Genomic DNA, 26,893 nt, shown 5'->3' on the forward strand with positions numbered 1-26,893 from the left:
TAATCAGTTATTATGGCATAAATTAGTTTATTATTTCGAGCTGAAATCTGATATTGAACAGGAAAACTAGAAAGTTACACAATAACCTAGTAAAATACTAGGTTATTAACTTATTTATAACACTGCTGCGATGGAGTAGCTAAAATGTCGATGATTGAAAAAGCAGATATAGAAGACTTATTAAAAAATATTATTGATCCAAATGTTGAAACTGACTTAATGAGTGCGCATTCAGTAAAATCAATTGATGTCCATGGTGGGCATGTGCTGGTTAATATAGAATTAGGCTATCCAGCAAAAAGTTTTATTGATGGGTTCAAGCTGCAAATTACCGACCAAATTTTAGCACTCGAAGGTGTCAGTTCAGCGGATGTCAATATTATTGTTAATATTGTTACACATGGTGTACAGAATAATCTTAAACCTATTGCCAATATAAAAAACATTATCGCTATTGCATCGGGTAAAGGTGGCGTTGGTAAATCTACAACTTCAGTAAACCTTGCTTTGGCTCTGGCGGCAGAGGGGGCTAATGTGGGTATTCTGGATGCTGATATTTATGGTCCAAGTATCCCAACTATGCTCGGTTTATCGGGTTACCCTGAAAGTCAGGATAATAAAACCATGATGCCAAAAGTTTCTTATGGTATCCAGACTATTTCAATTGGCTATTTAATCGAGCCAGACCAGCCAATGATCTGGAGAGGCCCTATGGTAACTAATGCCTTGCAGCAATTATTAAATGATACCAACTGGTCGAATGTAGATTATCTGATTGTTGATTTACCACCAGGGACTGGAGATATTCAGCTGACACTGTCACAGCAAATTCCAGTCAGTGGCGCTGTTATCGTGACTACGCCCCAGGATATAGCGCTAATCGATGCGCAGCGTGGTTTAGGGATGTTTGAAAAAGTCAATGTTCCTGTTTTAGGTATTGTGGAAAATATGAGTATGCATATCTGCAGCGAATGTGGCCATGAAGAAGCTATTTTTGGCTCGGGTGGCGGGATGGCGATGGCTGAGAAAAATAATTTAGAGTTGTTAGGCTCTCTACCACTGGATATACATATACGCCAGTTTGCTGACAGTGGAAGGCCCACGGTTGTAGCTGATCCTAATGGCCGAGCAACTGAAATCTATAAAGAAATTGCGCGCAAAATGTCTGCTAAATTAGCACTGAAAAGTAAAGATTATAGTAGTAAATTCCCTAATATTGTTGTGCAGAATACTTAAAGACTGGATAGTCTTATACTTCGCGCGATGAGCGTGCGAAGTATAAGTCAAAAGGGATATCTATCAGGATGCGGCAATCCCTGCAATATTGTAACCACAGTCTACATAAGTGATTTCGCCTGTGACACCTGAAGCTAAATCAGAGCAGAGAAACGCAGCTACATTGCCGACTTCTTCAATGGTGACATTTTTCTTTAAAGGTGCAGTATCGGCGGCTTTGCTTAACATTGACTTGAAATTGTTAATACCGGCAGAAGCTAATGTTTTAATAGGCCCCGCAGAAACAGCGTTAACTCTTGTTCCTTCAGCGCCTAAGGCAACGGCCATATAACGTACATTGGCTTCCAGACTTGCTTTAGCAACTCCCATGACATTGTAGTTAGGAATTGCACGTTCAGCGCCCAGATAGCTAAGAGTCAGTAGTGAACCATTACGCCCCGCCATCATTTCTCGTCCTGCACTCGCTAAAGCGGTAAAGCTGTATGAGCTTATATCGTGGGCAATCCTAAAGTTTTCGCGTGTTGTCGCAGAGACAAAATCACCATCCAGTGCTTCACGAGGTGCAAAAGCGACAGAATGCACAATACAATCCAGTCCATCCCATTGTTTACCCAATTCGGTGAATACCTTGTCAATTTGCTCGTCACTACTGACATCACATTCAATAGTGATATTAGAATCACATTCTGCAGCCATCTTCTCTACGCGGCCCTGTAATTTATCATTTTGAAACGTAAAGGCGAGTTCGGCACCTTCGCGGTACATCGCTTGAGCAATGCCCCAAGCAATTGAGCGGTTGCTGGCCAAACCAACAATTAATACGCGTTTGCCTTGCATAAATCCCATTTTTATTTCTCCAGTGAGTGTTAAAAAGTGTTGTTTGTTAAGTATCTATGAGCAGTGTTCAGAAATCCAGTTTTAGTCAAAGCATTTAAGTGCCTGGAAAAAGACATCGCTGCAAGTAAATCGGTCTTTAATCAATTTTATCCTCAGTGACTACAATTTCATCATCACTGTGATGAGTAGAAGGCAAGTTTAGATTGCGTCGCACTTCTAAAATGAACTCTAAACCGATGGGTGAAAAGACGTTTTTTCCGATAGACTGTAAGCTAAGCGCTGTCATCATCGTGGCCTTTTGAAAATCAGAGCATTTGCGCATCATAACAGAGAAAATATAGAGAGCACTTTCTGCAGTTATTTCTTCGCTGTTAATCATATATTGCGCTATTTCGGTAAGTTGTATATAGGCCTTTATTCTTTTTTTGCGATTAATAAAACCTATAGAAGGCATATTATCGATAAGTTTCTCGTAGGCATCCGTCGTTCTTTCTTCTAAGCTGATATCTTCTTCTAACATAGAGGGGAATAAAATTCTTTTGTTCTAAAATTGGAAACAATAAGTTTGAAAATGAGTATATTGTTGTTTAATTTATTGCAGCGTAAAATAGCTAGCAAATGAAAGGTCAACATTTAGCCTTTTCACAGCGTATTTTAACAGGATATTAACATGACAAACCTTAATAGAGACATAACAACTGCTACTTTATTTGTTGCCGGACTGTGGGGCTTCATTACAGGCCAGTTTATTATATCAACGGTATTATTTGCTAGTGCAACTGTTTTGAGCAATATCACCACAAAAGCTGAGTTATCTAAGTTATAGAATTTATTTAAGCTGAAACCCTATAGCAGCCTTGAACTTAGGCAGAAATATGATTTAGCACTTTAGTTTTTTAGCCTTCCTCGTGTGAAAAAGTATTCAATGCTCTTTATCTTGCCCTCTTTACCTTTTGGTATAGGGGGCTTTTTTTTGCTTGAGAAAAAACTGTCTTGATGACGTGATTAAGTTAAAATCTCGTTGTTAACTGGCTCATGGCTTTATTCATATGGGTTATTAAATTTTCCATGTTAATATATTCATTTGTATGGACTTAAGGTATCAAGTGCTTAATGAATCAACAACTTATTGAGCTAGAGTACAAATTGGGTGTGTCAAGGTTAGACAAAATTGACGAACCATTTATACAAGAGCGAGGAATAGAGCTTTGGTTAAAGCGAGATGATTTATTACATCCTGTTATTTCGGGTAATAAATGGCGTAAATTAAAATATATTCTGGATCACGCCTTATCATTAAATACGCGAAAGATAATTTCTATGGGAGGAGCTTATTCTAATCATTTGCATGCCCTGGCTTATGTTGGCAACAAATTAGGTATAGAAACGCAAGGAAAAATTCGTGGTGAGCGACCTGAGGTTTTGAATCCAAGTTTATTAGATATGTCTGAATGGGGCATGTCTTTGGAGTTTGTCTCGCGTAGTGAGTATCGTCAACTCAGAACGTATAAGCAAAATAGATTTTTGCCATCATTAATACCTGCTGAGTATTGGCTGCCTGAAGGGGGATCTATAGAGTTGGCATTACAAGGTGTTGCTGAATTAGTCGATGAAATTGATATAGCTTATGATGTGCTTTGTGTGCCCTGTGGTACTGCAACTACCCTGGCCGGACTTATCAGTGCAGTGCCCGCAAATAAAAGAGTACATGGCTTTGCTGCCTTAAAGGGAGCAGATTTTCTAGCTGATGAGGTAAAAACGTTATTAAAGCACACTGACTGTCATGATGTTGACTGGTTGATTCATTTACAATATCACTTTGGTGGTTTCGCAAAAATAACACCTGCTCTAGGTTTTTTTATACAACAGTTTGAGCAAACGCATAGTATAAAATTAGAGCCTGTGTATACGGGGAAAATGCTCTATGGGATTTATGATTTAATAAGACAAGGCTACTTTACATCCGGACAAAAAATTATTGCACTCCATACAGGGGGATTGCAAGGTAATAGAGGTTTTACAACTAAATATTCAGGCTAAAAGGAAACGGGTATATAAAACAATGGCAGAAAATACAGAAAATACTGAAGTGCTAGATGAAATTAATTTAAGTGATCCGTCACTATATTTTAATCGTGAATTGAGTCTTTTGGAGTTTAATGTCCGTGTTTTGGCGCAAGCAAAAAATGAAGACTTGCCTTTACTGGAGCGTTTAAATTATTTATGTATTTCTTGCTCTAATTTAGATGAGTTTTATGAGGTCAGAGTCGCTAGTGTTATTCAATTAGCTAGCATAGATCCGTGTGCAACCATGAGTGATGGCTTGAATGCACAAGAGCAACTGGATGCAATTGCACCAAAAGCACATGAATTTGTGAGTGAGCAATATCGAGTACTAAATGAATTACTTATCCCGCAGTTAGCCAAGGAAAACATTCGTTTTATTCGTCGGCATAAGTGGACGGATAAACAAAGGGAATGGTTGAAAATATTTTTTCACGAAGAGTTATTGCCCATTTTAACGCCAGTTGGCCTGGATTCAGCGCACCCGTTTCCCCGGATATTAAATAAAAGTTTAAATTTCATTATTTCTTTAACCGGAAAAGATGCCTTTGGGCGTAATAGTGGACGTGCGATTTTACAAGCTCCAAGAGCTTTACCGAGAATTATCCAGCTACCGAGCGAAGAAACAGGTAGCGGTCAATATGACTTTGTATTTTTATCATCTATTATTCATGCTTTTGTTGATGAATTATTCAATGGCATGACGGTTAAATGTTGCCATCAGTTTAGAGTGACACGAAATAGCGATCTTTTTGTCGATGATGATGCTATTGATGATTTACTGAATGCTGTAGAAGGTGAATTAGCCATGCGTAATTACGGTGATGAAGTGCGTTTGGAAATTGATGCTGACTGTACTGAAGGGACGGTTGAATTTCTAGCAAAACGCTTTGGCATTACTGAAGATCAAGTTTTTTTAGTGAATGGCCCGGTTAATTTAAGCCGCGTACAAGAAATATCAAGTCTGGTAGACCGTCCTGAATTAAAATTTCCACCTTATACACCGTCAACGCCTAGTCAGCTAGGGCGTAATAAGAACTATTTTGATGCGATTAAAAATCAGGATATTTTGTTGCATCATCCCTATGAGTCTTTTGCACCAGTAGTTGAATTTATCCGCCAGGCCGCTCAAGACCCTGATGTTTTGGCAATTAAACAAACACTGTATCGAACCAGTACTGATTCACCTATAGTGAATGCTTTGTTAAAAGCAGCACAGGCAGGTAAAGAAGTCACGGTGGTTATTGAGTTACGCGCGCGCTTTGATGAGAAGGCTAATATTACCCTGGCTGCAAAATTACAAGATGCAGCAGTCCATGTGGTGTATGGTGTAGTCGGGTATAAGACCCACGCTAAGATGTGTTTAGTAGTGCGTAAAGAAGGTAAGCAATTTAAGGATTATGTGCACTTGGGAACCGGTAATTATCACCCTAATACCGCACGATTTTACACAGATTACGGCTTGTTTTCGAATAATCATGAGTTAGGCGAGGATGTAAGAAAAATATTTGTCCAGTTGACTAGCCTGGGAAAGGTGACTAAGTTAAATAAATTGTTGCAGTCTCCATTTACTTTACATAAGGGTTTATTGGAAAAAATTGAAAGAGAGATTGGAATTGCCAAAAAAGGTAAGCCTGCAAAAATTATTTTTAAAGTAAATTCGGTTGTTGAAGATAAACTAATTCAGGCTTTATACCGGGCTTCTCAGTCAGGAGTTGAGGTTAAATTAATTGTGCGTGGTATTTGTTCATTAAGACCGGGTATTAAAGGCGTTTCTGAAAATATAGAAGTACGTTCCATTATAGGAAGGTTTTTAGAGCATACTCGCGTCTATATGTTTGAGAATGGTGGAGATCCAGAGGTTTATTGCGCTAGTGCGGATGTCATGAGTCGTAATATGTTCAATCGAGTCGAGGCCTGTTTTCCGATCGAAAAAAAGCAATTAAAAACTCGGATCCTGGATGATCTGGCTGCATATTTAAAAGATAATGCGAGTTCATGGATAATGCAAAGTGATGGCAGTTATATACAGAGCGTAGCTGAGGGAGACGTTTATCAAGTTCAAAAGGCATTGATGGAACAGTACTCTGCTAACTAAATTTCTGCGTGCAGGGTTGAGCTATCAGTTTTTTGCTTATAGAAAGTATCTTATTAATTTCTTCAGAGCTTAAGTTTTTACACAAGCATCCTGAAAATAAGTCCTCACAAAGTAGAGCTGATAAATTTTCACTGTATGATATTGGAACTATTTGGTAAAGTTCTTTCTATCTTAGATGTATACTTCGCGCGGTGACGGTTGCGGATTTTATAACGAGTCGATTTTTGTTGAGAGCAAGGCGCTGAAACAGGCGCATAGCTAGCTACGCAATTGTTTCAGTAACGCAGCTATCTGCAAAAAGCGGCCGATAGGAAACCGCAACCGTGGCCGTGCGAAGTATACATATTACAAATAAAAATTCCTTTACAGTGACTTACCTATTTAAAATCGTCTTTTTTATTTTAAGCTTCTCAAGTTTATCTGCCTGTAATGATCTGGTACTTAACAGCCCTTATCCGGCATCTGCAGAAAAAAATCAGTCTGTTTTGTATTCGTCATTTTCAGAACGCCCACGGCATTTAGATCCTGCAAAGTCCTATAGTTCCAATGAATATACATTTATAGGTCAAATCTATGAACCACCTTTTCAGTATCATTATTTGAAACGCCCTTATGAGCTTGAGCCGTTAACAGCCACTCAAATGCCTGAGGTTACTTATATGGATAGTTCGGAAAAGGAATTAGCCATGGACGCACCCGCAGATGAAATCGCTTTTTCCGATTATATTATTGAGATCAAGCCGGGTATTAAATTTCAACCTCATGCTGCCCTGGCCAGAAATCAAAAGGGCGAGTACTTATATCATAAGTTAAAGCAAACGCAACTGTCTGATATCAATGTGCTCAGCGATTTTACCCGGACTGGAACACGCGAATTAACTGCTGCAGACTACGTACATCAGATTAAACGACTGGTGCACCCTCAAATTTCCTCACCTATTAACGAGCTAATGAAGCAATATATTGCCGGTTTGGATGATTATGCAGTAACGATAAAAGATAAACCACTTCTAGCGCTAGAAGATTATGCGATTAGTGGTGTACAAGTGTTAGATAAATACCGTTATAAAATACGTATTAAAGGTAAATATCCGCAATTTATTTATTGGCTGGCGATGCCATTTTTTGCGCCTATGCCTTGGGAGGCGGATGCCTTTTACAGTCAGCAAGGCTTGATTGATAAAAATATAACGCTGGATTGGCAGCCGTTGGGTACCGGTCCTTTTATGCTTGAGGAAAATAACCCAAATCTGCGCATGGTTATGCTTAAAAATCCAAATTATCATGCCGCTTTTTATCCGCAAGAAGGTGAGCCAGGTGACAAAGAAAAAGGTCTGTTACAAGATGCTGGAAAGCGCTTGCCTTTAATTGATAAGGCTGTTTATCAATTGGAAAAGGAAACGATTCCTTACTGGAATAAGTTTCTCCAGGGTTATTACGACGCCTCGGGTATCGCATCAGATAGTTTTGATCAGGCTGTGCAATTTACAGGAGGTGGCGAGCTTGGTTTGACACCTTCAATGCAGGATAAAGGCATACAATTACAAACCGTAGTTACCAGTTCAATTTTTTATATGGGCTTTAATATGCTCGACTCGGTCGTTGGCGGCGATAGCGAACAGGCGCGTAAGTTACGCCTCGCTATTTCTATTGCTATAGATTATGAAGAATATATTTCTATTTTTATGAATGGGCGTGGTGTCGCGGCGCACGGTGTGATTCCACCTGAAATTTTTGGTTTTCATGCTGGAGAGCAGGGTATTAATCCTTACGTCTATGACTGGGATGGTAAGCAGGCACGGCGCAAACCTTTGCAGACGGCCATGCAGTTAATGCAGGAAGCGGGTTATGCGGAGGGTATTGATAAAAAAACCGGTGAAGCCCTGATTTTATATTTAGATACAGCAGCCAGTGGCCCTGATGATAGAGCGCGTCTGAACTGGTATCGTAAGCAATTTTCTAAATTAGGCATACAATTAGTTATTAGAGCAACCGACTACAATCGTTTCCAGCAGAAAATGCTCAATGGTAATGCGCAAATTTTTATGTGGGGCTGGAATGCGGATTACCCTGATCCGGAAAACTTCTTTTTCCTTTTATATGGTCCGAATGGCAAAGTTACGCATGGTGGAGAAAATGCGGTAAATTATCAAAACAGGGATTTTGATCGTTTATTTAAGCAAATGAGTTATATGGAAAATACCCCGGAACGTTTAGCTATGGTCAAAGAAATGCAGGAAATAATTCGCCATGATGCACCGTGGGTTTATGGGTTTCATCCCAAAAGTTTTTCCTTATCTCATAACTGGTACTACAATTTAAAGCCTAATTTAATGGCTAATAATAAATTAAAATATCAGCGTATAGATCCGAAACAACGTGAAATTTTGCGCAAACAGTGGAATCAGCCAGTTTTATGGCCGATTGTGTTGGTAGTTTTTTTAATAGTCCTGTTAGTTCTACCTGCGGTTCGAAGTTTTCAACGACGTGCCAAGGAGACTATTAAATAATGTTTAACTATATTCTGCGGCGTTTTTTATATGCTTTTCCTTTATTATTGGGGGTTAATATCCTGACCTTTGTTTTGTTCTTTATTGTAAATAGTCCTGATGATATGGCGAGAATGCAATTGGGCCAGAAGCATGTCACAGCAAAGGCGATAGATAACTGGAAGCAGCAACGGGGTTATAATTTGCCTCTACTGATCAATCAAAATGAAGCGGGAGTGGATAAAATTACAAACACTATTTTTTATCAAAAATCTTTGCGCTTATTCGCTTTTGATTTTGGTATTTCGGATAGTGGCAGAAATATAGGCAAGGATATACAGCAACGAATGTGGCCCAGCTTAGCTGTTGCTTTACCCACTCTAGTGGTCGGTTTATTGATTAATATCAGTGTTGCTTTAATGATGGTTATGTTTCGGCAAAGCTATCTGGAGTTTAGCATCATCGTGCTGTGTATCATTATTATGTCGATCTCCTCTTTATTTTATATTATCGGTGGCCAGTTTGTAGTCGGAAAACTAATGATGCTAGTACCGATTTCTGGTTATGATACCGGGATAAATGCTTATAAGTTTCTTATTTTACCGGTACTTATAAGCGTAGTGTCTGGCGTAGGAGCTGGGGCGCGCTGGTATCGCACTTTATTTTTAGAAGAAATAGAACAGGATTATGTGCGTACCGCGCGTGCAAAAGGGCTGACTGAAACACAGGTATTATTTAAACATGTATTAAAAAACGCCATGATTCCAATTTTAACGGGCGTAGTGGTCGTGCTGCCGCTATTGTTTATGGGCAGTTTGATTACCGAGTCATTCTTCAGTATTCCAGGTTTAGGCAGTTATACTATTGATGCTATAAACAGTCAGGATTTTGCTATTGTCAGAGCTATGGTTTTTCTGGGGTCTGTGCTTTATATTATTGGCTTATTGTTAACCGATATTTCTTATACCATAGTCGATCCTCGCGTGCGCTTATCTTGAAAATCTGGCCTGTAGAGGACGGGGCTGTTCACGGTGAATCGTGATAGACTTGTCATTTTCTACTAATACCCTACTTGATATACAACCGCATCCGTGGCTGCGCGAAGTATATACATTAACCATGCGAGATATCAAATGGATAGTCGAGATAAATTCGAACAGCTAGCGCGAGAATTTGATTTAAAACCAGTGGACTTTTACTTTCTGGATCTTATTCCATTAATCGAAGTGATGTGGATAGATGGAAAAAATCAGCAGAGCGAGTTAAATATTCTGTATCAGTTTGTACTTGAACATATCGCATATTTAGATAGGGCAGCAGGTGCTTATATTCTCACTGTTGAGGATGCCAATGATTTTCTGGATCGTTTTGCTCACCACCACCCCCCGCAAAAACTATTAACAGAGTTACATGATATTATTGCTAAAGAAACGGGCATTGTAGAGCACCGTAAAAAGAATATACTTGAGTATTGTCTTGATATTTCAGCCGCCTGTGTCCTTCATTATCCCTATGGTATCCGTGAAAGAATTCGGCATGACGAAAAAGAATTTTTGTTGAAGTTATTTGCTGAATTTAATATTTCTCCAAAAAAATCCGTTGAATTTTTGTAATGTTCTTAGCTGCAACGATTGATTTATCAGAGTAGATGCCCCCATGTATTTTTATGTAGCATGGCATTTGGAGTATGTACTGTTAATAAGTATTTGTTTTGCGTAAAATACCTTTAAATTTTTTAATATTAGGAAATAGATTTATTATGAATAACAAAGCAATGGCATTGGCTATAGGTCTCACCGCATTATCAAATATCCAGCATACAGCACAGGCTGCTAATATTGATGCAGGAAAAGATGCTTTTGAAAGCTGCAGAGGCTGTCATAGCGCACCGGGGTATAGCAATGTTTACCCTACTTATTATGTACCTAAAATAGGAGGACAGGTTGCCGCATATACTGTCGCAGCTTTAACCGCTTATAAAGAATCAAATCGTCCGCACGGCACAATGAAGGCAAACAGCTATGGTCTATCAGAGCAAAAGATAGAAAATATTGCGGCATATTTGGCAACCATAACGGATGGCTCAACAAAAGCCAATGCAAACGGCGGTGATGCAGCGAACGGTGAAAAATTAGCCGCTTCTTGCCTGGCTTGCCACAATGACGATACTAAAGCAGGCGCGACTAACCCACGATTAGCTGGACAGCATGCAAATTACATGGAAAGAGCGATGCGGCAATATCAATCTGGTGAACGTAAAAATGCGCTAATGCAATCAATGGTGCAAGGACTATCTCCTGATGAGATAAAAGATATCGCTGCATATTTCACTAGCTTAAAAGGTTTAACTGCTACAAAATAAGTGCGTCTAAAACGGGCAGATAGTGTTAATCTGCCTGTTTGACATTCCCATATAGCACAGGGCATTAATGTTGCAGCGATCATGCTAATACAACAGCTAATGCTCCTAGCAAAGCTATATATTCAATAGTCTGAAACAATATTAAGAGAAACGATAAATGGCAGAGACAGTAGAAGAGCTAACAGTGACCTATGAAGATGATGGTATAGAAACCGTCAAAGAACTAGACAAAAAAGTATTAACAAAAGGCGCATGGGCAACCGTTATCTATCGTTATAAAGACTGGAATCGAAGTAAAGAAGAATACAGTCCGGATAAGTTTACTATACGTCGATATCAAAAGAGGGATGGGGAGTACCAACAAAAATCAAAATTCAATATCTCCAGCGAAAAGCAGGCCAGAGAGATTATTACAGCTTTACAAGACTGGTTAGCAGAGTAACAATTCGCCTGCTAGCCACGAAAAATCAGTTGTTTTTCTGTTTTCATCCTTCGTCAAGCGCCTGGGATGAAATAGCATGTCCACAACACGCTTCTTCTTTTTCGGCTATCGTTTTAACACGCGCCCTACAAGTCTATTGAATGTCCCGTCTTAAGTTTGTAGCCAATTTTGTTTGGGCTTCCCCATTTTTACCAATGCTGTATATTAATTTCCCCGAAATTTTTCGCGTCCTGTTTCCTTCTCCAAAGGAAGAATGCATGGATGTAGAAAAAATGTATTACAAGAACGTAAGGAACGATTAATACTTATATTAATTACCTCATTCACTATTTGTGGTGACTTCACCATATCCGTTTTTTGAAGGTAAAATAACCTTCAATAGACGATTTAGGACTACTTTTTAAAAGTAGTGCACACAGAAAATGGACTCACCACTTTAATGGCAATAAAAAAGAACCAACTTTACTCTTCACTCTGGGCGAGCTGCGATGAACTGCGTGGCGGTATGGATGCTTCTCAATACAAGGATTATGTACTGACACTGCTATTTATGAAGTATGTGTCCGATAAATATGCGGGTGATCCACATGGCATGATTGAGGTGCCAGAAGGGGGGGGCTTACACTGACTTAATCGCATTAAAAAACGATAAAGAAATTGGCGATAAAATTAACAAAATTATCGGTAAATTAGTAGAAGTCAATGACCTCAAAGGTGTCATTGATGTGGCTGACTTTAATGATGAAGATAAACTCGGTAAAGGTAAGGATATGGTGGACCGCCTTACCAAGTTGGTGGGCATCTTTCAGAGCTTAAATTTTACAGCTAATCGTGTTGAAGGTGATGATCTGCTGGGTGATGCTTACGAATACTTAATGCGCCATTTCGCAACGGATTCAGGAAAAAGTAAGGGGCAGTTTTACACGCCTTCTGAAGTTTCTCGTATTCTTGCTAAAGTCGTGGGTATTACGGATAAAACGAATCAGAATCAAACTGTCTATGATCCCACTTGTGGTTCAGGTTCATTATTATTGAAAGCGGCTGATGAAGCACCGCGTGGTCTGACGATTTATGGTCAGGAAATGGATAATGCGACGGCTGCCTTAGCACGCATGAACATGATTTTGCATGATAATGTGTCGGCCAAAATTTGGCAGGACAATACTTTAGCCAGCCCACAGTGGAAAGATGCTAACGGTAATCTAAAAACCTTTGATTTTGCTGTCGCTAATCCGCCATTCTCGTTTAAATCATGGAGTAGTGGTATTAATCTCATTAATGATGAATTTAAGCGTTTTGAATACGGTGTGCCACCTGATAAAAACGGTGATTTTGCTTTCTTATTGCATATTCTTAAATCACTTAAAAGCACCGGTAAAGGCGCAGTTATTTTACCGCATGGGGTTTTATTCCGAGGCAATGCCGAAGCGCGTATTCGTGAGAAATTAATTCATCAAGGTTATATCAAAGGCATTATTGGCTTACCTGCTAATCTCTTTTACGGGACAGGTATACCCGCGTGTATTATCGTCATGGATAAAGAGTATGCCAGTGCAAGAGCCTTCAGCCAAGATAAAAAGCAATGCATTTTTATGATCGATGCCAGCAAAGGGTTTATTAAGGACGGTAATAAAAATAGGTTACGCAGTCAGGATATTCATAAAGTAGTCGATGTTTTTACCAAACAACTCGAACTCCCACGTTTCAGCCGCATGGTTAGTTTTAGTGAAATTGCCACTAACGACTATAACTTAAATATTCCGCGCTATATTGATTCCAGTGAACCTGAAGACCTGCATGATTTAAGTGCTCATTTATCAGGTGGTATACCTAATCGTGATATTGATGCGCTGGATAGCTATTGGCAAGTCTTTCCCAGTATTAGAGCTTCGCTATTCAAGCCAGCTCGTGAAGGCTATAGTGATTCGCTTATTGAGGCGAGTCAGGTCAAAACCAGCATTCTCAATCACCCTGAATTTAAAGCGTTTGCAGAGACGTCATTAGCCATTTTTACCCAATGGAAAAAAAACGCCCAGCTTAAAGATATTACCCAAGGCGATAAACCCAAAGCATTGATAGAGCGTATTTCTGAAAGTTTGTTAAATGATTATGTGGCTGCCGATTTACTCAGTAAATACGACATCTATCAAATCTTAATGAATTACTGGGAAGAAGTCATGCAGGATGATGTTTATGTGTTAACTCAGGATGGCTGGGCCGCAGCTAAACAATTGCGTGAATTGGTGGCTAAAAAAGGTGAGAAATTAAAAGAAACCCCTGACCTGATTATTAATAAAGCCAAATACAAAGCTGAATTAATTTCCCCTGCGTTAATTGTTAAGCGTTATTTTCAGACCGAACAAACCGCACTTGAAAAACTACAAACCAAATTAGACACCGCGACTCAAACGCTGGAAAGTTTTATAGAAGAACATAATGGCGAAGAGGGTTTATTAGTCGATGCACAAACTGATGCAGGGAAAATAACTAAAGCCAGTGTCGCCACGCGATTAAAACTAGCGATAGATGCCGATGAGATTAAGGTTTTAAATCAGTGTAAACAATGGATTGAGGCAGAGGCCAAAGCCAAGCAAGCCGTTAAAGACGCACAGGAAAAACTGGATAAGCAGGTTTTTACTAAATATCCTGAGTTGACGGAAGAAGACATTAAAACGCTGGTGGTTGATGATAAATGGCTCGCTACTTTAGAATCCAATATTCAGGCAGAGATTGAACGCGTTACCCAGCAGTTAGCTAATCGAGTGAAAACACTGGAAGAGCGCTATGCAGAACCAATGCCGCAAATTACTGAAGAAGTGAGCGAGTTGTCGGCTAAAGTGGCTGAGCATTTGCAGCGGATGGGGTTGGCGTGGTGATAAATGAGGCGCAGGCTAAATATTTAAATACTGGCGAATCGAAAAATCCAATATTAGAAAAGATTGTTTGCCCTAAAGGTTATAAGCTGACTGAGGTTGGGGTGATTCCAAGTGATTGGAATACATATAGGATATCAGATGTTGTAGATAAAATTGTTGGTGGGGGGACTCCAAGCAGGAATATTCCAGAATATTGGGGAAATGCAATCCCGTGGGTTACGGTTAAAGATTTTACTACTTTTAATCCAAATCAGGCGCAGGAGTATATATCAAAAAAAGGACTGTTAAATAGCTCAAGTAACCTCATACCAAAAGGTGTATTAATTACATCAACAAGAATGGCTCTTGGAAAAGCTGTTATTTATGATGTTGATGTTTCTATAAACCAAGACTTAAAAGCAGTTTTCCCCAAAAAAATATTGGACACCAAGTTTTTATATTATTGGTTCCAAAAAAATGCTGATTTAATTGAAGAGCTTGGAAGTGGAAGCACTGTCAAAGGTATATCTTTATCTGATTTAAGAGGAATGATTTTTGTTACACCTCTAGTGGCTGAGCAAGCAACCATAGCCAAAGCCTTATCTGATATAGATGCCTTAATCATCTCATTAGAAAAGCTCATAGCAAAAAAACAAGCGATCAAAACCGCCACTATGCAACAACTGCTAACAGGCAAAAAACGCTTGCCAGGCTTTGGTGAAGGAAAAGTCTATAAACAGACTGAGCTGGGTGAGATTCCTGAGGATTGGGAAATAAAACCGCTTGGAGAAATATTAAAAATTAGGCATGGTAAAAGTCAAAAAGAAGTAATTGACGATAATGGTGTGTATCCGATTCTTGCAACTGGTGGAGAAATTGGTCGAACGAATATAGCTTTATATTCAAAGCCTTCTGTTTTAATTGGTAGAAAGGGAACAATAGACGTACCTAGATATATGAATTCACCCTTTTGGACTGTTGATACTTTGTTTTATTCTGAAATAAATAACAACTCTGATGCTAAATATATATTTTATAAATTTGGATTTATTGATTGGTATTCGTATAGCGAAGCTTCTGGAGTTCCTAGTTTAAATGCTGCAACAATTGAAAAAATTCTTCAAGTATTACCATCTAGTAAAGATGAACAAATAGCAATTTCAGATGTAATAACAAATTTTGATGAAGACATTAAGCTGTTGCAAGTTCAATTGGTTAAAACACAACAAATCAAACAAGGCATGATGCAAGAATTACTAACAGGCGCGAATTCAAGCAATTAATGCAACACCCTGTGATTTATTTATATCAACCCCCGTTATTTGGCAAAATACTTCCCATGGAGTTCTGTAATTTAACCCTTTTCTTGGACGATGATTAAGTGCTGTAATGGCACTATCAACCTCATCTTGAGTTACCTTATCCAAAGGTTCTTTTTTAGGGAAGTATTGCCTTAATAAGCCATTGTGGTTTTCATTTAAACCTCGTTGCCACGAATGATACGGTTTGGCAAAATAAGTGCCGCAGTCAAGTGTTTTTGCAATGGCTTCATGCCCACAAAACTCACGTCCATTATCAAAGGTAATCGTGTGAACCCAACGTTTAAAAGGCTCAAGAGCATTGATAATCGCCTCTTTCGTTAATTCAGATTCTTTACGCTCAATTGAGATGGCGAAGTTGAGCTTTGAGACCCGTTCAGTCAGCGTCACCAATACGCCTTTATGTCCTTTACCGATAACAGTATCTGCTTCCCAATCACCTAAACGCGTTTTATCATCAACCACTTGTGGTCGCTCATCAATATCAACACGGCTGGGTATCGTTCCGCGATAATCATTTTTTCCATATCGCTTACGATAAGGTTTGGCTTGATGCCTCAAATAAGTATACAAATCGCCACCGGCTGCTTTGTTAGCTAAAATATAACGGTAAATAGTCTCATGACTGACGGAGTCCTTACCTTGTTGTTTTAAGCGTCCTGAAATACAGTCAGGGCTCCATTTCTCTTTGATTAAAGGCGTTATTATCTGTTGTAACTCAGCCGTCATCTTGATGTTTTTGGGCTTATCAATATGGCGTTGTTTAGCTATTCTCTCAGCTTGCTTGTAACGATAACCACACTGACCTGTATTACGCGTAATTTCACGTCCAATAGTCGATTTATGACGCCCCAATGTGATGGCTATTTGATTCTTAGAAACGCCTTGTTTTAGTTGCGTATAAATGTAAAATCTTTCCTCTTGGGTTAGATGGTTAAACGTGTTCATTGAGCACCTCTTTTTAGTTTCAGGTTTTAGTCGACGGAAACTATACCATCTAACCCTTTAAAGAGGTGTTGCAGTTATTATATGAATTCGGGAGGTAAAACACGTTTAATTTAGCCGTTTTAAGTAAAAATGCTAGAATTTCACTTATGGCTACTGAATATGCACAGATTAAACCCGAAAATATTCGTTGGGCGCGTGAACGCGCTCAGTTGAGTATTGCTGTGCTTGCAAAAAAACTGCATGTAGCAGAAGAAAAATTACTGGATTGGGAAAGTGGCGAACAAAAAATCACCTTTAAGCAAGCTCAAAAATTAGCCGATCAGTTGCTTATTCCTTTTGCCTATTTGTTTCTAAATCACTTCCATGAAGAGCCATACCTATTCCTGATTTACGCACTCTGGAAAACCAAGGCGTTAATGTAGCAAGTATTGAGTTACGCAAAATCATTGCTAATGTTCAGGAGCAACAGCAATGGTATAAGGATTATTGTATTGCTCAAGGCGTTACGCAACACAATATTGGTAAACGGTTTGACTTTGAAAGTCCTGTTGCCGATATTGTTGCAGATATGCGTAGCCAACTTAACATGCAGAAAAGTCAACGCAAAGGAAGCTGGGAAGACTTTTTAAGATTGCTGATTAAGAAAATAGAGGCGCTCGGTATTTTAGTGATGCGGCAAGGCGATTTAGGCCATCATAGCAAACCTTTATCTGTTGATGAGTTTCGTGGTTTTGCCATTTTTGATGAGATAGCCCCTGTTATTTTTATTAATCAGGCTGATGTGCCAAGTGCCCGGCTTTTTACATTAATTCATGAACTGGCACATATCTGGATTGGCATGAGTGGCGTTTCTGATGCCGCTGTGCAAACGGATCAAAAAGTAGAGGTTTTGTGTAATGCCATTGCTGCTGAGTTTCTTGTTCCTGCCGGTGAAATTTTAGGCTTATGGCATGAATACGATAACTGGACTGATAACTTGCCTACGTTAAAATCTCATTTCCATGTTAGTGAATGGGTATTAGTACGACGCGCATTAACACTGAAGTTGATTGAGTACACTGAGTATATTCGTTACATCAATAAACTGAAGCAAGATTATATAAATCGCTCTAAACAGGAGAGTGGCGGTCCCACTTATTATCTCACCAAAAAAAGCCAATTGAGTGAGCGTTTTTCTCGTGCCATTGTCGCGGAAGCATTAAGTGGGCGTGTTTTGTTACGAGATGCGGGGCATATCTTAAAAATGAAGCCAAATAATATCGTTAAGTTTGCTAAGGAGCTGGGCGTTTGAAGTATCTTTTAGATTCTAATACTTATATTCAGGCGAAAAATTTTTATTACGATATGACATTTTGCCCTGCCTATTGGCACTGGCTGGATTTACAGTATTCTGAAGGATTTATAGCAAGTATTAAGAGTGTTTACGATGAATTGGCAGACTATGGTGATGATTTGACTGATTGGGTAAAGGATAGGAAAGATCAATTTGTCTCGATTGCTGATAACGCAACACAAGAAAAGTATATTGAAATCGTTCAATATGTTTATGATTTAGAAAACAAGAATCCTGTTAAAGTTGGTAACTTTTTAAATAAAGCGGATCCCTGGTTAATCGCCAAAGCGTGTACTACAGGTGTAGAGTTAGTGACGCATGAAAGGAGAGTGCCTGAAAATAGTAAGGATATAAAAATACCTAATATTTGCGATGTATTTGGTGTGAGCTATCTTTCAACTTTCCAGTTATTATAAGAACTTCAAGCTCAGTTTGTATTAAAGGCTGATTAATGTTGTATAGCTGAAAGTCATTTTGCCAGTGACAGATTCTGAAACTTACTGTTTTTAGATTTTAAGGTGGTTTCGAGTTCTTTGATAGATTGCCCTGTTTCTATTGCGGTAGAACTTGCAACTGCACGAATGATGCGATCTATTAGTTGTTTGTCAGCTGAAACTTTTGTTTTCATAGCAAACTCTAAAAAGAATGAAAGTTGTCTATTATACGCTGGAAAAGCGCTGTCATATACAAACAAATCATATTGCTTATATTGCTATTTTGTCAGAAAAAGACTATTATTTTTCTGACAAAATTATTTATTTATAATAATGCAAGCCATTGAAGATAAAGTTATAAATCGTATTTATGGTAAAGGAAGGGGTTGGGCATTCTTCAAGAATGACTTTGTTGACCTTGGTAGTGCCGATGCCATTGATAAGGCATTAAGCCGTTTAACTAAAAGCCAGCGCATACGCAGAGTTATGAGGGGTATTTATGATTATCCAAAATACAGTCGTTTGTTAGAGCAACAGTTAAGCCCTGATATAGATAAAGTTGCTCAGGCATTGGCCCGTAAATTTGGCTGGACTATACAGGTATCAGGCAATGCAGCATTAAATATACTGGGTTTATCAACACAGGTGCCAACTCGATATCTTTATCTTTCTGATGGTCAGAGTAAAACTTATCAAGTTGATGGTGTTGAATTGAGCTTTAAGAAAACAGCACTTAAAGACATGGGACTGAAATTGTCTGAAAGCGCTTTATTGGTACAAGCTTTAAAAACAAGAGGGCAACAAAGTATCAACTTGTCTGAAAAGCAAAAAATATTAGCTTATTTTCCTAAAGAAAAACATTCAACTATTCTAAAAGATACCCAGTACATGACCAGTTGGGTATATGAACAGATTAAACAGATTTTTGAGGTAAAGGGATGAAAGGGGTTGCTGATTTAACTGCTCAGGAGCGTAGTGAGTTATTTAATGAAACGGCTATAAGAAAGGGAATAATACCCGCAGCGGCAGAAAAGGATTTTTGGATATGCTGGGTGTTGATGAAAATTTATACTCACCCTCGTTTATCAGAGCTATTACGATTTAAAGGTGGTACATCACTTTCTAAATGTTTTGGTGTGATTGAGCGATTTTCTGAAGATATTGATTTGATATTGGATTGGACTGAATTGACGCGTACAGACCCAACTCAGGAACGTAGTAAAACTCAACAATCTAAAATAAACCTGGAAATAAACAGTCAGGCACAGAGTTTTATTAAGCATGAGTTGCTGCCCTTAATTCAAGCGGAAGTGGAAGGTTATTGTCAGGCAGAAATAGATGAGAATGATCCACATACTATTAATGTTAGTTATCAGCCTTCTTTTTCAACTCATTATTTACGTGATCAAATTCGGTTAGAGATAGGTCCATTGGCAGAAATGGTACCGTTTGGTCATTATTCGGTAAAGCCTTATGCGGCGGAAGAATTCCCTGTATTGTTTAAACAGCCCTGTGTGGAATTAGATGCCATTAAACCTGAAAGGACATTTTGGGAAAAAGTAACTATTTTACATGCTGAAGCACATCGCCCAGCTAACAAACCACAACCTTGCCGTTATTCTCGGCATTATTATGATGTTTACAGGATGTTAGGGACAGAAATTGAACAGGTTGCTTTGGAAAATATTGAGTTATTGGAAGATGTTGTAAAGTTTAAGAAGAGGTTTTATTACAGTGCCTGGGCAAATTATGATCTTGCGGTTTTATCAACAATAAGATTAGTTCCAGAAGATAAAGTTATGGCGAGCCTGAAAGCTGATTATGCAGACATGCGAGAGATGATCTTTGGCGATTATCCTTCGTTGGAAGTTATTATGACGGCAATCAGCGTATTTGAAACACGTTTAAATCAGTTGTAATACGAATAAATATTGAAATGTTTAATGGATTTTTGATTTTTTAGGGGATTTACCATGCTGTTAATATCTTTATTGAAAGGTCGCTAATATGAGTGATGTCGGCCAGCGTGAACGCATAACCCAGAATCGAGTTGTTAGACTGTTTCAGGATGACTTAGGATATGATTATCTTGGTGATTGGAAGGATCGAGAAAATAACCGCAATGTAGAGCCTGAATTATTGACAGCTTGGTTGCGTAAGCAAGGCGTGAACGATGCTTTAATTGGTAAGGCGCTACGCCAACTGGATACTGAATCTGCCTTAGGTGAAGGTAAAAAACTTTATTATGCTAATAAAGAGGTGTATCGCTTATTGCGTTATGGCATAAAAGATAAACAAGGGGCGGGATTACAAAATGAAACTATCTGGTTAATTGACTGGAAACACCCTGAAAATAACGATTTTGCCATTGCAGAAGAAGTTTCTGTTAAAGGTGAAAATAAAAAACGCCCTGATATTGTTCTGTATGTAAATGGTATTGCCTTAGGAGTCATCGAGCTTAAGCGTTCCAGTGTTTCCATCGGTGAAGGCATTAGGCAAAACCTTGATAATCAGAATAAGGGTTTTATCCGTAACTTTTTCACGACTATGCAGTTGGTCATGGCTGGCAATGATACTCAGGGTATTCGCTATGGCACGATTGAAACACCCGAAAAATATTATCTTACCTGGAAAGAAGACGTAGAAAATCGTTACGATAATCCGCTTGATTTTGATATTAGCCGACTGTGTAATAAATCGCGATTCTTAGAAATTATTCATGATTTTATTGTTTTTGATGCGGGAGTAAAAAAGACCTGCCGCCATAATCAATATTTTGGAGTACAGGCAGCCCAACAGCATGTATTTAATCGGGAGGGTGGAATTATCTGGCATACGCAAGGATCAGGTAAAAGCTTAACGATGGTATGGCTGGCAAAGTGGATACGCGAAAATGTCAGTGATGGACGGGTATTAATTATTACGGATCGATCCGAGCTTGATGAACAAATAGAAAAAGTGTTTAAAGGCGTGGATGAAGCTATTTATCGGACTGAAAGTGGTGCTGATTTGCTGGCGACACTGAATGAAAACGATGAATGGCTGATGTGTTCCTTAGTGCATAAATTTGGTCGCCAGGGAGAGAGTGACGAAGATGATAATGAATCAACCAGGTCATTTATTGAGGAGTTAAAGGCAAAGCTACCTACAAATTTTAAGCCAAAAGGTGAATTGTTTGTATTTGTCGATGAATGCCATCGAACCCAGTCAGGTAAGCTGCATGAGGCAATGAAAGCCATATTGCCAAACGCTTTGTTTATTGGTTACACAGGTACGCCGCTGCTAAAGAAAGACAAAAAGAAATCGATAGAAGTCTTTGGTGGGTATATCCATACCTATAAGTTTAATGAAGCAGTCAAGGATGGTGTGGTTCTTGACTTGCGGTATGAAGCGCGCGATATAGATCAGAACCTAACCTCTGAGAAGAAAGTAGATGAGTGGTTTGAGGCTAAAACACGCGGTCTGTCTAATCTTGCGAAGATTCAGCTTAAGCAGAAATGGGGCACGATGCAAAAAGTGCTTTCGAGTAAATCGCGTTTAGAGCAGATTGTTAGTGATATTTTATTGGATATGGAAATTAGACCTCGATTAATGGATGGTCGAGGCAATGCAATGCTGGTTTGCACCAGTATTTATCAGGCCTGTAAAGTGTACGAGATGTTTTGTCACTCAGGTTTGGCAGGCAAATGTGCGATTGTCACCAGTTATAAGCCGTCTGCTGTGGATATTAAAGGTGAGGAGACGGGTGAAGGCCTTACTGAAAAATTACACCAATACGCGATATATCGGAAAATGTTGGCTGATTATTTTGAACAGCCAGAAGATAAAGCCGTTAACCTCATTGAGAAATTTGAAAAAGAAGTAAAACAAAAATTTATTGATGAACCAGGACAAATGCGCTTGCTTATCGTAGTCGATAAATTGTTAACAGGATTTGATGCGCCATCAGCGACTTATTTATATATCGACAAACAGATGCAAGACCATAGCCTGTTTCAGGCCATTTGTCGTGTCAATCGCCTGGATGGGAATGATAAAGAGTACGGTTATATTATTGATTATAAAGACCTGTTTAATCAATTAAAAAACACGATTGATGACTATACGACGGGGGCATTAGACGGTTACGATGCGGATGATGTTGCGGGTTTATTGACGGATCGATTGGAAAAAGCGAAAGAAAAACTAGATCAAGCATTAGAAACGGTTAAAGCCTTATGTGAATCGGTCATGGAGCCGCGAGGTACTGCTGATTATTTGTATTATTTTTGTGCAAAAGATGTATCTGATAAAAATGCATTAGCGAACAATGAACCCTTGCGTATAACGCTGTATCAGACTGTTTCAGCATTAATTAGAGCCTATGGGAACGTAGCGAATGAAATGATTGACGCAGGGTATTCTGAAGCAGAATGTATTGCAATTAAAAATGACGTTGTTCATTTTGAAAAAGTGCGTGATGAAGTAAAGCTGGCAAGTGGTGATTTATTGGATATGAAGCGGTATGAGCCAGCAATGCGTCATTTGCTCGATATGTATATTCGCGCTGAAGAAAGTACCCCGCTGATTGATTTTGACGAAATGGGCTTGATTGAATTAATTGTTGAAAAAGGCGATGCGGCACTTGATGCATTACCTGATAGCATTAAGAAAAATCCTGAGTCGATGGCAGAAACCATTGAAAACAATATGCGTAAAACCATTATTGATGAGAACCCAGTTAACCCAAAATATTATGAAAGAATGTCTGAGTTACTGGATGCTTTGATTTTAGAACGTCGCAAACAGGCTATTACTTATAAGGAGTATCTGGAGAAAATTAAGGCGCTTGCAAAGCAAGTTATTAAACCAGAAAGTGTGTGTCCTACTGCATACCCTCAAGTTATTGATTCGTCGGCAAAGCGAGCGTTGTACGATAACCTGGATAAAAACGAAGTGCTTGCTGTAAAAATTGATACCGCTATCCGTTATACCAAAAAAGAAGATTGGGTTGGTGACCGCATTAAAGAGCTTGAGGTGGCTAATGCTATTCGCAATGAATCCGCAGGATATGATGTTGATATAGCCTCGGTAATGGAGTTAGCAAAGAATCAACGAGAGTATAAATAGCTTGGCAATTATTACAAAAAATACTGGCCAAGAAAAAGCGCAGATAGTTGTGCTTGGCATGACTGTTGACGTGGTTCGCAAAGATATTAAAAACCTTCACCTGGGGGTTTATCCACCCGAAGGGCATGTGCGCGTTGCTGTGCCTTGGCATGTAACTGATGAAAGGGTGAGATTGGCGGTTATTTCCAAGTTAGCCTGGATTAGAAAGCAGCAAGCTGATTTTAAACAACAGCCCCGCCAATCTGAGCGTGAAATGGTAACGGGTGAAAGTCACTATTTCATGGGTAAGCGATATTTGTTAGAAGTGATTGAGCGCACTGGAAAACACCTGCTTGAGCTGAATGGTAATCATAAATTCTTGCTTTATGTAAAACCTAATACGAGTATTGAAAATCGGCAGTTAGTTTTGAATGAGTGGTATCGAGAGCAGCTAAAAGAGCGTATTCCTGATTTATTAAGTCACTGGCAAGAAAAAATTGGGGTTGTCAGTCACGATTGGGGGGTTAAACAAATGAAAACTAAATGGGGCAGTTGTAACATTGCCGCCAAACGCATTTGGTTGAATCTGGAATTAGCTAAAAAGCCGCCCGAATGCCTGGAATATATTTTGGTTCACGAATTGGTTCATTTGTTAGAGCGACACCATAATGATCGCTTTAGGGCGCATATGGATCATTTTATGCCAAACTGGAGGCTCTATCGTGATATGTTGAACTCTTCTCCTTTGGGGCATGAGGCCTGGAAATATTAAGGAATCAGAATTCAATAATACCCGAGAGCACTGCCAGTCCTTGAGAACTCTCAGTGCTTTGGCTTCCAGAGATTTCGTATTGTATTAAATCCGCACTTTTACGTTTAGGTTTTATCAGATATGTTTAGGCCGCGCGCAATCAATAACCTACCTCATATTGCGCAGGATTTTTGTTTGTCTTCAAGGCGTAGAAATAGGCACATAGCTGGCTACGTAACTATTTCTACAACGCAGAAGACGGACAAAAAGACTAACAAGATGGGTGGGGTATTTGTTGCGAGTTGCCTTAGTTGTTGTTTTGATTATTGCTAATACTACGGCACTTTAAATCATGTGCTTTGGTTTTATACGCTGATGGATTGTCCATCAGTATATTCTTATGATCAGTATTTTGGACATTACTGGACAGCTCCCTCGTATATTAAAAATCAGGCAAATAACATATTACGCATTCGCTGAAAAACAGTAGGTTTTAACAGCTTTTTTATATGCAGCGTATCACCCGCATCAGGCGCAATTCCCTGTAACTTATCAAATAACTCTTCAGCCTGTTCCATTTGCTGTTTTTGAATATAATATTCGCAAATAACAGACGTCAAGCCGGTGTATTCGGTAATATGAAATTGATTTCTTTTCGGGTAAAGTGTTTTTAATTCGAAATGACTGGCAAAAATTTTGGGGATTTCATCGGGATTATTTTCAGCTAAACATAAGCGTGCATAATTACACCGTGCAAATATATTTTTTGGGTTTTTCTGATAATTCTCGGCGATAATCTGTTTTTGTTTGTTTGGATCTACGCGCCCGTAAGCGATGGCCAGGCAGCTATAAATTAAGGGCAGAGGGTAGTTTTTTTTTAACTCCAACAGTCTCGGAATCGCTTCAGCGCCATTAATAGCCGCTATTTCTGAGAGGCTGTTAAATTCATCTTGAATTTCTTGTGGGAGATTACGAAAGCGTTGATCTAAAATAGGCGCAGCGGTTAGTTCATATGACTCTTCATTGACTTTATTGTGGCTAGCGATGTTTGCTGCTGCTCTGCTGGCAGTTCTGGTTCTTTTTGACATACGGATTGTTTTTTAAGGTGTATAGCTCTATAAATAATTGTAGAGTGATTTTACTCGAACAGGTCGATATCAGGTTTTAAATTAGGCCATTTGCTGAAAGCAAAGAACCATATCATAACAATATTCAAGATGGGGATTAACAGGCATAAAACAAAATATTTCGGATAGCCTGCTTTTTCCAGAATTTTACTGCCTAGCCATAAAGTAAACAGCATAAACAAGAAAATTAACAAATATTCCATTACTCTTGCTCCTCAATTTTTAAGTTAGGCCAGGGAAGTAAAGCGAGCTGCAAAAATATTAAAAGTAGCCCAAGGCCTGGCAAAAAAACTAACAGGCCCCAGGCAGGATGGTAGCCTGCTTTTTTATAGATTAAGCACACCGGAACAAGTATCATTAGGCCAACTATTACCAGACGTCCGAATTCGGGAAAGATAAACATTGATTACTCCGCTAAATAATTTCAGTATAAGGCTAGCAATAGCAAGGCTAATGATGCCAGGTATCAACTGCTTGCATTGCTTACTGTTTACTGTACTCGATTTGAATTCGTTCCATCAAGTAACACAGACAATCCTGACGAATAACACGCTCATCCAGTGTGAGCATCGACGGCATGGTGTTACGCTTTATTTGTAATTGTTTATTGACTATTTTGAAAAATTGCTTAGTGACATCGACACCGTGTTCATCAGTAGCAAATATAGGCATCGTGTTGTCGGTTTGCACTGATCCAAGGCATGACCCCGCTGAAATCTCAGTAAAATTCATGCGATCTATTCCTGCGTCAAATAATAATTCTGCATGACAATCACTAAAACTAAACGAACTATCCTGTTTGATTTTAACCTGCGCAGTGGTGTGGAATAAATCTATATCTTGCATATGGACTGGATGCGTTGCTAATTCAGTTAGGTGGAGACAGTCTTTTAGATAGGTATAAGCATGATCAACCCCATATTGTTGCGCAGGGCGACCGCATTCCAACGTAACCGCAGGACAGAGTTCGGCAAAAGCTGCCGATTGTACGCCGAGAGGCCTTAAAAAATAAACCACTAAACGACCAAATAGATTAGCCAGTTGTAAATAGCGATTATCCAGCTTGTTAATACAAGCATAATGCGGGTTTAAGCCAGTATTATTATGAATATCAATACTGGCAAAAACATTTTTTGCACGCATAATCTCGACTATCTGACTTGCCATCTGAGTTTCTGGACAATTAGCTATATCGGTTCCAGGCCAGATACGATTGAAATCAGGCTGCGAATCTAGTCTTCGTAATCCCAGTGCTGCAGCACGTGTGTTACCAAAAAAAATGGATAAAGAACGGGGCAGGCGCTGTTGAGCATATTGATTTAATAGGCGCTGTACTGTCCGAAATCCAGTTGTTTCATTACCATGTAACAAGGCAGAGATAAATAAAGGGTGAGGGTTTTTTCCTGGTAAATGCAGCAGGGTAGGCTCTGGAAAAAGTGCATGTAAATCTTTTGCCTCACAGCTAAGAAGCGCCTCGGGATAGGTGTCTATTTGTTGGAGTTGCATGGTG

At 39.0% G+C, this 26,893-nt stretch carries 26 protein-coding genes; 19 read left to right on the plus strand and 7 right to left on the minus strand.

The window, feature by feature from the left end:
- The first annotated feature begins 144 nt into the window (after positions 1–144).
- Positions 145–1,236 carry an iron-sulfur cluster carrier protein ApbC gene (apbC, locus tag AU255_RS05685; protein WP_080521973.1) on the plus strand — a complete coding sequence of 364 codons (1,092 nt, stop codon included), beginning with the start codon at positions 145–147 and terminating at the stop codon, positions 1,234–1,236.
- A gap of 63 nt (positions 1,237–1,299) precedes the next feature.
- On the opposite strand, the gene AU255_RS05690 is transcribed toward apbC, so the two are convergent.
- Both AU255_RS05690 and AU255_RS05695 read right to left on the minus strand, forming a co-directional pair.
- Positions 1,300–2,082, minus strand: a complete 783-nt coding sequence (locus AU255_RS05690) for an enoyl-ACP reductase FabI (RefSeq protein ID WP_080521974.1) — start codon at positions 2,080–2,082, stop codon at positions 1,300–1,302.
- A gap of 127 nt (positions 2,083–2,209) precedes the next feature.
- Complete coding sequence (locus AU255_RS05695) at positions 2,210–2,593, minus strand: hypothetical protein (RefSeq protein WP_080521975.1); 384 nt, start codon at positions 2,591–2,593, stop codon at positions 2,210–2,212.
- A gap of 150 nt (positions 2,594–2,743) precedes the next feature.
- On the opposite strand from AU255_RS05695, the gene AU255_RS20275 reads away from it, so the two are divergent.
- The 11 genes from AU255_RS20275 to AU255_RS05740 all read left to right on the plus strand — a co-directional run bounded on the left by AU255_RS20275 (position 2,744) and on the right by AU255_RS05740 (position 15,666).
- Positions 2,744–2,899, plus strand: coding sequence for a hypothetical protein (locus AU255_RS20275; RefSeq protein ID WP_198942540.1), 156 nt, complete (start codon positions 2,744–2,746; stop codon positions 2,897–2,899).
- A gap of 287 nt (positions 2,900–3,186) precedes the next feature.
- Positions 3,187–4,113, plus strand: a complete 927-nt coding sequence (locus AU255_RS05700) for a 1-aminocyclopropane-1-carboxylate deaminase/D-cysteine desulfhydrase (RefSeq protein ID WP_080521976.1) — start codon at positions 3,187–3,189, stop codon at positions 4,111–4,113.
- Between the two features lie 22 nt (positions 4,114–4,135).
- Positions 4,136–6,235: a polyphosphate kinase 1 gene (gene ppk1 / locus AU255_RS05705; RefSeq protein ID WP_080521977.1), complete on the plus strand. Its 2,100-nt coding sequence runs from the start codon at positions 4,136–4,138 to the stop codon at positions 6,233–6,235.
- 368 nt (positions 6,236–6,603) lie between these two features.
- Positions 6,604–8,745 carry an ABC transporter substrate-binding protein gene (locus AU255_RS05710; RefSeq protein WP_198942541.1) on the plus strand — a complete coding sequence of 714 codons (2,142 nt, stop codon included), beginning with the start codon at positions 6,604–6,606 and terminating at the stop codon, positions 8,743–8,745.
- Positions 8,745–9,722 carry an ABC transporter permease gene (locus AU255_RS05715; protein ID WP_080521978.1) on the plus strand — a complete coding sequence of 326 codons (978 nt, stop codon included), beginning with the start codon at positions 8,745–8,747 and terminating at the stop codon, positions 9,720–9,722. The genes AU255_RS05710 and AU255_RS05715 overlap by 1 nt, the downstream gene beginning before the upstream one ends.
- A gap of 135 nt (positions 9,723–9,857) precedes the next feature.
- Positions 9,858–10,337 (plus strand): hypothetical protein, encoded by a 480-nt coding sequence (locus AU255_RS05720; protein ID WP_080521979.1) that lies wholly within the window; start codon positions 9,858–9,860, stop codon positions 10,335–10,337.
- Between the two features lie 146 nt (positions 10,338–10,483).
- Positions 10,484–11,086 carry a c-type cytochrome gene (locus AU255_RS05725; protein ID WP_080521980.1) on the plus strand — a complete coding sequence of 201 codons (603 nt, stop codon included), beginning with the start codon at positions 10,484–10,486 and terminating at the stop codon, positions 11,084–11,086.
- Positions 11,087–11,243: 157 nt separating this feature from the next.
- The gene (locus AU255_RS05730; protein WP_080521981.1) at positions 11,244–11,528 is read left to right on the plus strand and encodes a hypothetical protein; all 285 of its coding nucleotides are present in this window, start codon (positions 11,244–11,246) and stop codon (positions 11,526–11,528) included.
- Positions 11,529–11,967: 439 nt separating this feature from the next.
- On the plus strand, positions 11,968–12,156 hold the full coding sequence (locus AU255_RS20670; protein ID WP_233144559.1) for a type I restriction-modification system subunit M N-terminal domain-containing protein: 189 nt from the start codon (positions 11,968–11,970) through the stop codon (positions 12,154–12,156).
- Positions 12,125–14,404: a type I restriction-modification system subunit M gene (locus AU255_RS05735; protein ID WP_233144560.1), complete on the plus strand. Its 2,280-nt coding sequence runs from the start codon at positions 12,125–12,127 to the stop codon at positions 14,402–14,404. Before AU255_RS20670 ends, AU255_RS05735 begins: the two co-directional genes overlap by 32 nt.
- Positions 14,398–15,666 (plus strand): restriction endonuclease subunit S, encoded by a 1,269-nt coding sequence (locus tag AU255_RS05740; protein WP_080521982.1) that lies wholly within the window; start codon positions 14,398–14,400, stop codon positions 15,664–15,666. The genes AU255_RS05735 and AU255_RS05740 overlap by 7 nt, the downstream gene beginning before the upstream one ends.
- Here AU255_RS05740 and AU255_RS05745 read toward each other — a convergent pair.
- Positions 15,655–16,650 carry an IS30 family transposase gene (locus AU255_RS05745; protein WP_143735847.1) on the minus strand — a complete coding sequence of 332 codons (996 nt, stop codon included), beginning with the start codon at positions 16,648–16,650 and terminating at the stop codon, positions 15,655–15,657. The two genes, AU255_RS05740 and AU255_RS05745, sit on opposite strands and share 12 nt — an antisense overlap.
- A 146-nt stretch (positions 16,651–16,796) precedes the next feature.
- Between AU255_RS05745 and AU255_RS20280 the strand changes: the two genes are divergently transcribed.
- The 3 genes from AU255_RS20280 to AU255_RS05755 all read left to right on the plus strand — a co-directional run bounded on the left by AU255_RS20280 (position 16,797) and on the right by AU255_RS05755 (position 18,399).
- Positions 16,797–17,072 carry a helix-turn-helix domain-containing protein gene (locus tag AU255_RS20280; protein WP_198942542.1) on the plus strand — a complete coding sequence of 92 codons (276 nt, stop codon included), beginning with the start codon at positions 16,797–16,799 and terminating at the stop codon, positions 17,070–17,072.
- A gap of 164 nt (positions 17,073–17,236) precedes the next feature.
- A complete protein-coding gene (locus AU255_RS20285; protein ID WP_198942543.1) occupies positions 17,237–17,941 on the plus strand; it encodes an ImmA/IrrE family metallo-endopeptidase in 705 nt (234 codons plus the stop codon).
- Complete coding sequence (locus tag AU255_RS05755) at positions 17,938–18,399, plus strand: DUF4411 family protein (protein ID WP_080521983.1); 462 nt, start codon at positions 17,938–17,940, stop codon at positions 18,397–18,399. Before AU255_RS20285 ends, AU255_RS05755 begins: the two co-directional genes overlap by 4 nt.
- Before the next feature lie 53 nt (positions 18,400–18,452).
- Here AU255_RS05755 and AU255_RS20290 read toward each other — a convergent pair whose 3' ends face one another.
- Positions 18,453–18,611: a hypothetical protein gene (locus AU255_RS20290; RefSeq protein ID WP_198942544.1), complete on the minus strand. Its 159-nt coding sequence runs from the start codon at positions 18,609–18,611 to the stop codon at positions 18,453–18,455.
- Positions 18,612–18,750: 139 nt separating this feature from the next.
- Between AU255_RS20290 and AU255_RS05760 the strand changes: the two genes are divergently transcribed.
- The 4 genes from AU255_RS05760 to AU255_RS05775 all read left to right on the plus strand — a co-directional run bounded on the left by AU255_RS05760 (position 18,751) and on the right by AU255_RS05775 (position 24,277).
- Positions 18,751–19,359, plus strand: a complete 609-nt coding sequence (locus AU255_RS05760; protein WP_080521984.1) for a DUF6088 family protein — start codon at positions 18,751–18,753, stop codon at positions 19,357–19,359.
- Positions 19,356–20,336 carry a nucleotidyl transferase AbiEii/AbiGii toxin family protein gene (locus AU255_RS05765; RefSeq protein ID WP_080521985.1) on the plus strand — a complete coding sequence of 327 codons (981 nt, stop codon included), beginning with the start codon at positions 19,356–19,358 and terminating at the stop codon, positions 20,334–20,336. The genes AU255_RS05760 and AU255_RS05765 overlap by 4 nt, the downstream gene beginning before the upstream one ends.
- A gap of 88 nt (positions 20,337–20,424) precedes the next feature.
- On the plus strand, positions 20,425–23,526 hold the full coding sequence (locus AU255_RS05770; protein WP_080521986.1) for a type I restriction endonuclease subunit R: 3,102 nt from the start codon (positions 20,425–20,427) through the stop codon (positions 23,524–23,526).
- A gap of 1 nt (position 23,527) precedes the next feature.
- On the plus strand, positions 23,528–24,277 hold the full coding sequence (locus AU255_RS05775) for a M48 family metallopeptidase (RefSeq protein WP_233144561.1): 750 nt from the start codon (positions 23,528–23,530) through the stop codon (positions 24,275–24,277).
- 428 nt (positions 24,278–24,705) lie between these two features.
- Here AU255_RS05775 and AU255_RS05780 read toward each other — a convergent pair whose 3' ends face one another.
- The 3 genes from AU255_RS05780 to AU255_RS05795 all read right to left on the minus strand — a co-directional run bounded on the left by AU255_RS05780 (position 24,706) and on the right by AU255_RS05795 (position 26,889).
- Complete coding sequence (locus AU255_RS05780; protein ID WP_080521987.1) at positions 24,706–25,344, minus strand: hypothetical protein; 639 nt, start codon at positions 25,342–25,344, stop codon at positions 24,706–24,708.
- Positions 25,345–25,394: 50 nt separating this feature from the next.
- On the minus strand, positions 25,395–25,586 hold the full coding sequence (locus AU255_RS05785) for a hypothetical protein (protein ID WP_080521988.1): 192 nt from the start codon (positions 25,584–25,586) through the stop codon (positions 25,395–25,397).
- Positions 25,587–25,866: 280 nt separating this feature from the next.
- Complete coding sequence (locus tag AU255_RS05795) at positions 25,867–26,889, minus strand: M14 family metallopeptidase (protein WP_080521990.1); 1,023 nt, start codon at positions 26,887–26,889, stop codon at positions 25,867–25,869.
- Positions 26,890–26,893: the final 4 nt, after the last annotated feature.

The organism is Methyloprofundus sedimenti (assembly GCF_002072955.1).
In the GTDB taxonomy this organism is placed as follows: Bacteria; Pseudomonadota; Gammaproteobacteria; order Methylococcales; family Methylomonadaceae; genus Methyloprofundus; species Methyloprofundus sedimenti.

Coding starts and splice junctions, on each gene's coding strand:
- apbC (WP_080521973.1), top strand. CDS start 145: ATGTCGATGATTGAAAAAGCAGATATAGAAGACTTATTAAAAAATATT.
- AU255_RS05690 (WP_080521974.1), bottom strand. CDS start 2,082: ATGGGATTTATGCAAGGCAAACGCGTATTAATTGTTGGTTTGGCCAGC.
- AU255_RS05695 (WP_080521975.1), bottom strand. CDS start 2,593: ATGTTAGAAGAAGATATCAGCTTAGAAGAAAGAACGACGGATGCCTAC.
- AU255_RS20275 (WP_198942540.1), top strand. CDS start 2,744: ATGACAAACCTTAATAGAGACATAACAACTGCTACTTTATTTGTTGCC.
- AU255_RS05700 (WP_080521976.1), top strand. CDS start 3,187: ATGAATCAACAACTTATTGAGCTAGAGTACAAATTGGGTGTGTCAAGG.
- ppk1 (WP_080521977.1), top strand. CDS start 4,136: ATGGCAGAAAATACAGAAAATACTGAAGTGCTAGATGAAATTAATTTA.
- AU255_RS05715 (WP_080521978.1), top strand. CDS start 8,745: ATGTTTAACTATATTCTGCGGCGTTTTTTATATGCTTTTCCTTTATTA.
- AU255_RS05720 (WP_080521979.1), top strand. CDS start 9,858: ATGGATAGTCGAGATAAATTCGAACAGCTAGCGCGAGAATTTGATTTA.
- AU255_RS05725 (WP_080521980.1), top strand. CDS start 10,484: ATGAATAACAAAGCAATGGCATTGGCTATAGGTCTCACCGCATTATCA.
- AU255_RS05730 (WP_080521981.1), top strand. CDS start 11,244: ATGGCAGAGACAGTAGAAGAGCTAACAGTGACCTATGAAGATGATGGT.
- AU255_RS20670 (WP_233144559.1), top strand. CDS start 11,968: ATGGCAATAAAAAAGAACCAACTTTACTCTTCACTCTGGGCGAGCTGC.
- AU255_RS05745 (WP_143735847.1), bottom strand. CDS start 16,650: ATGAACACGTTTAACCATCTAACCCAAGAGGAAAGATTTTACATTTAT.
- AU255_RS20280 (WP_198942542.1), top strand. CDS start 16,797: ATGGCTACTGAATATGCACAGATTAAACCCGAAAATATTCGTTGGGCG.
- AU255_RS20285 (WP_198942543.1), top strand. CDS start 17,237: ATGCAGAAAAGTCAACGCAAAGGAAGCTGGGAAGACTTTTTAAGATTG.
- AU255_RS20290 (WP_198942544.1), bottom strand. CDS start 18,611: ATGAAAACAAAAGTTTCAGCTGACAAACAACTAATAGATCGCATCATT.
- AU255_RS05760 (WP_080521984.1), top strand. CDS start 18,751: ATGCAAGCCATTGAAGATAAAGTTATAAATCGTATTTATGGTAAAGGA.
- AU255_RS05765 (WP_080521985.1), top strand. CDS start 19,356: ATGAAAGGGGTTGCTGATTTAACTGCTCAGGAGCGTAGTGAGTTATTT.
- AU255_RS05770 (WP_080521986.1), top strand. CDS start 20,425: ATGAGTGATGTCGGCCAGCGTGAACGCATAACCCAGAATCGAGTTGTT.
- AU255_RS05780 (WP_080521987.1), bottom strand. CDS start 25,344: ATGTCAAAAAGAACCAGAACTGCCAGCAGAGCAGCAGCAAACATCGCT.
- AU255_RS05785 (WP_080521988.1), bottom strand. CDS start 25,586: ATGGAATATTTGTTAATTTTCTTGTTTATGCTGTTTACTTTATGGCTA.
- AU255_RS05795 (WP_080521990.1), bottom strand. CDS start 26,889: ATGCAACTCCAACAAATAGACACCTATCCCGAGGCGCTTCTTAGCTGT.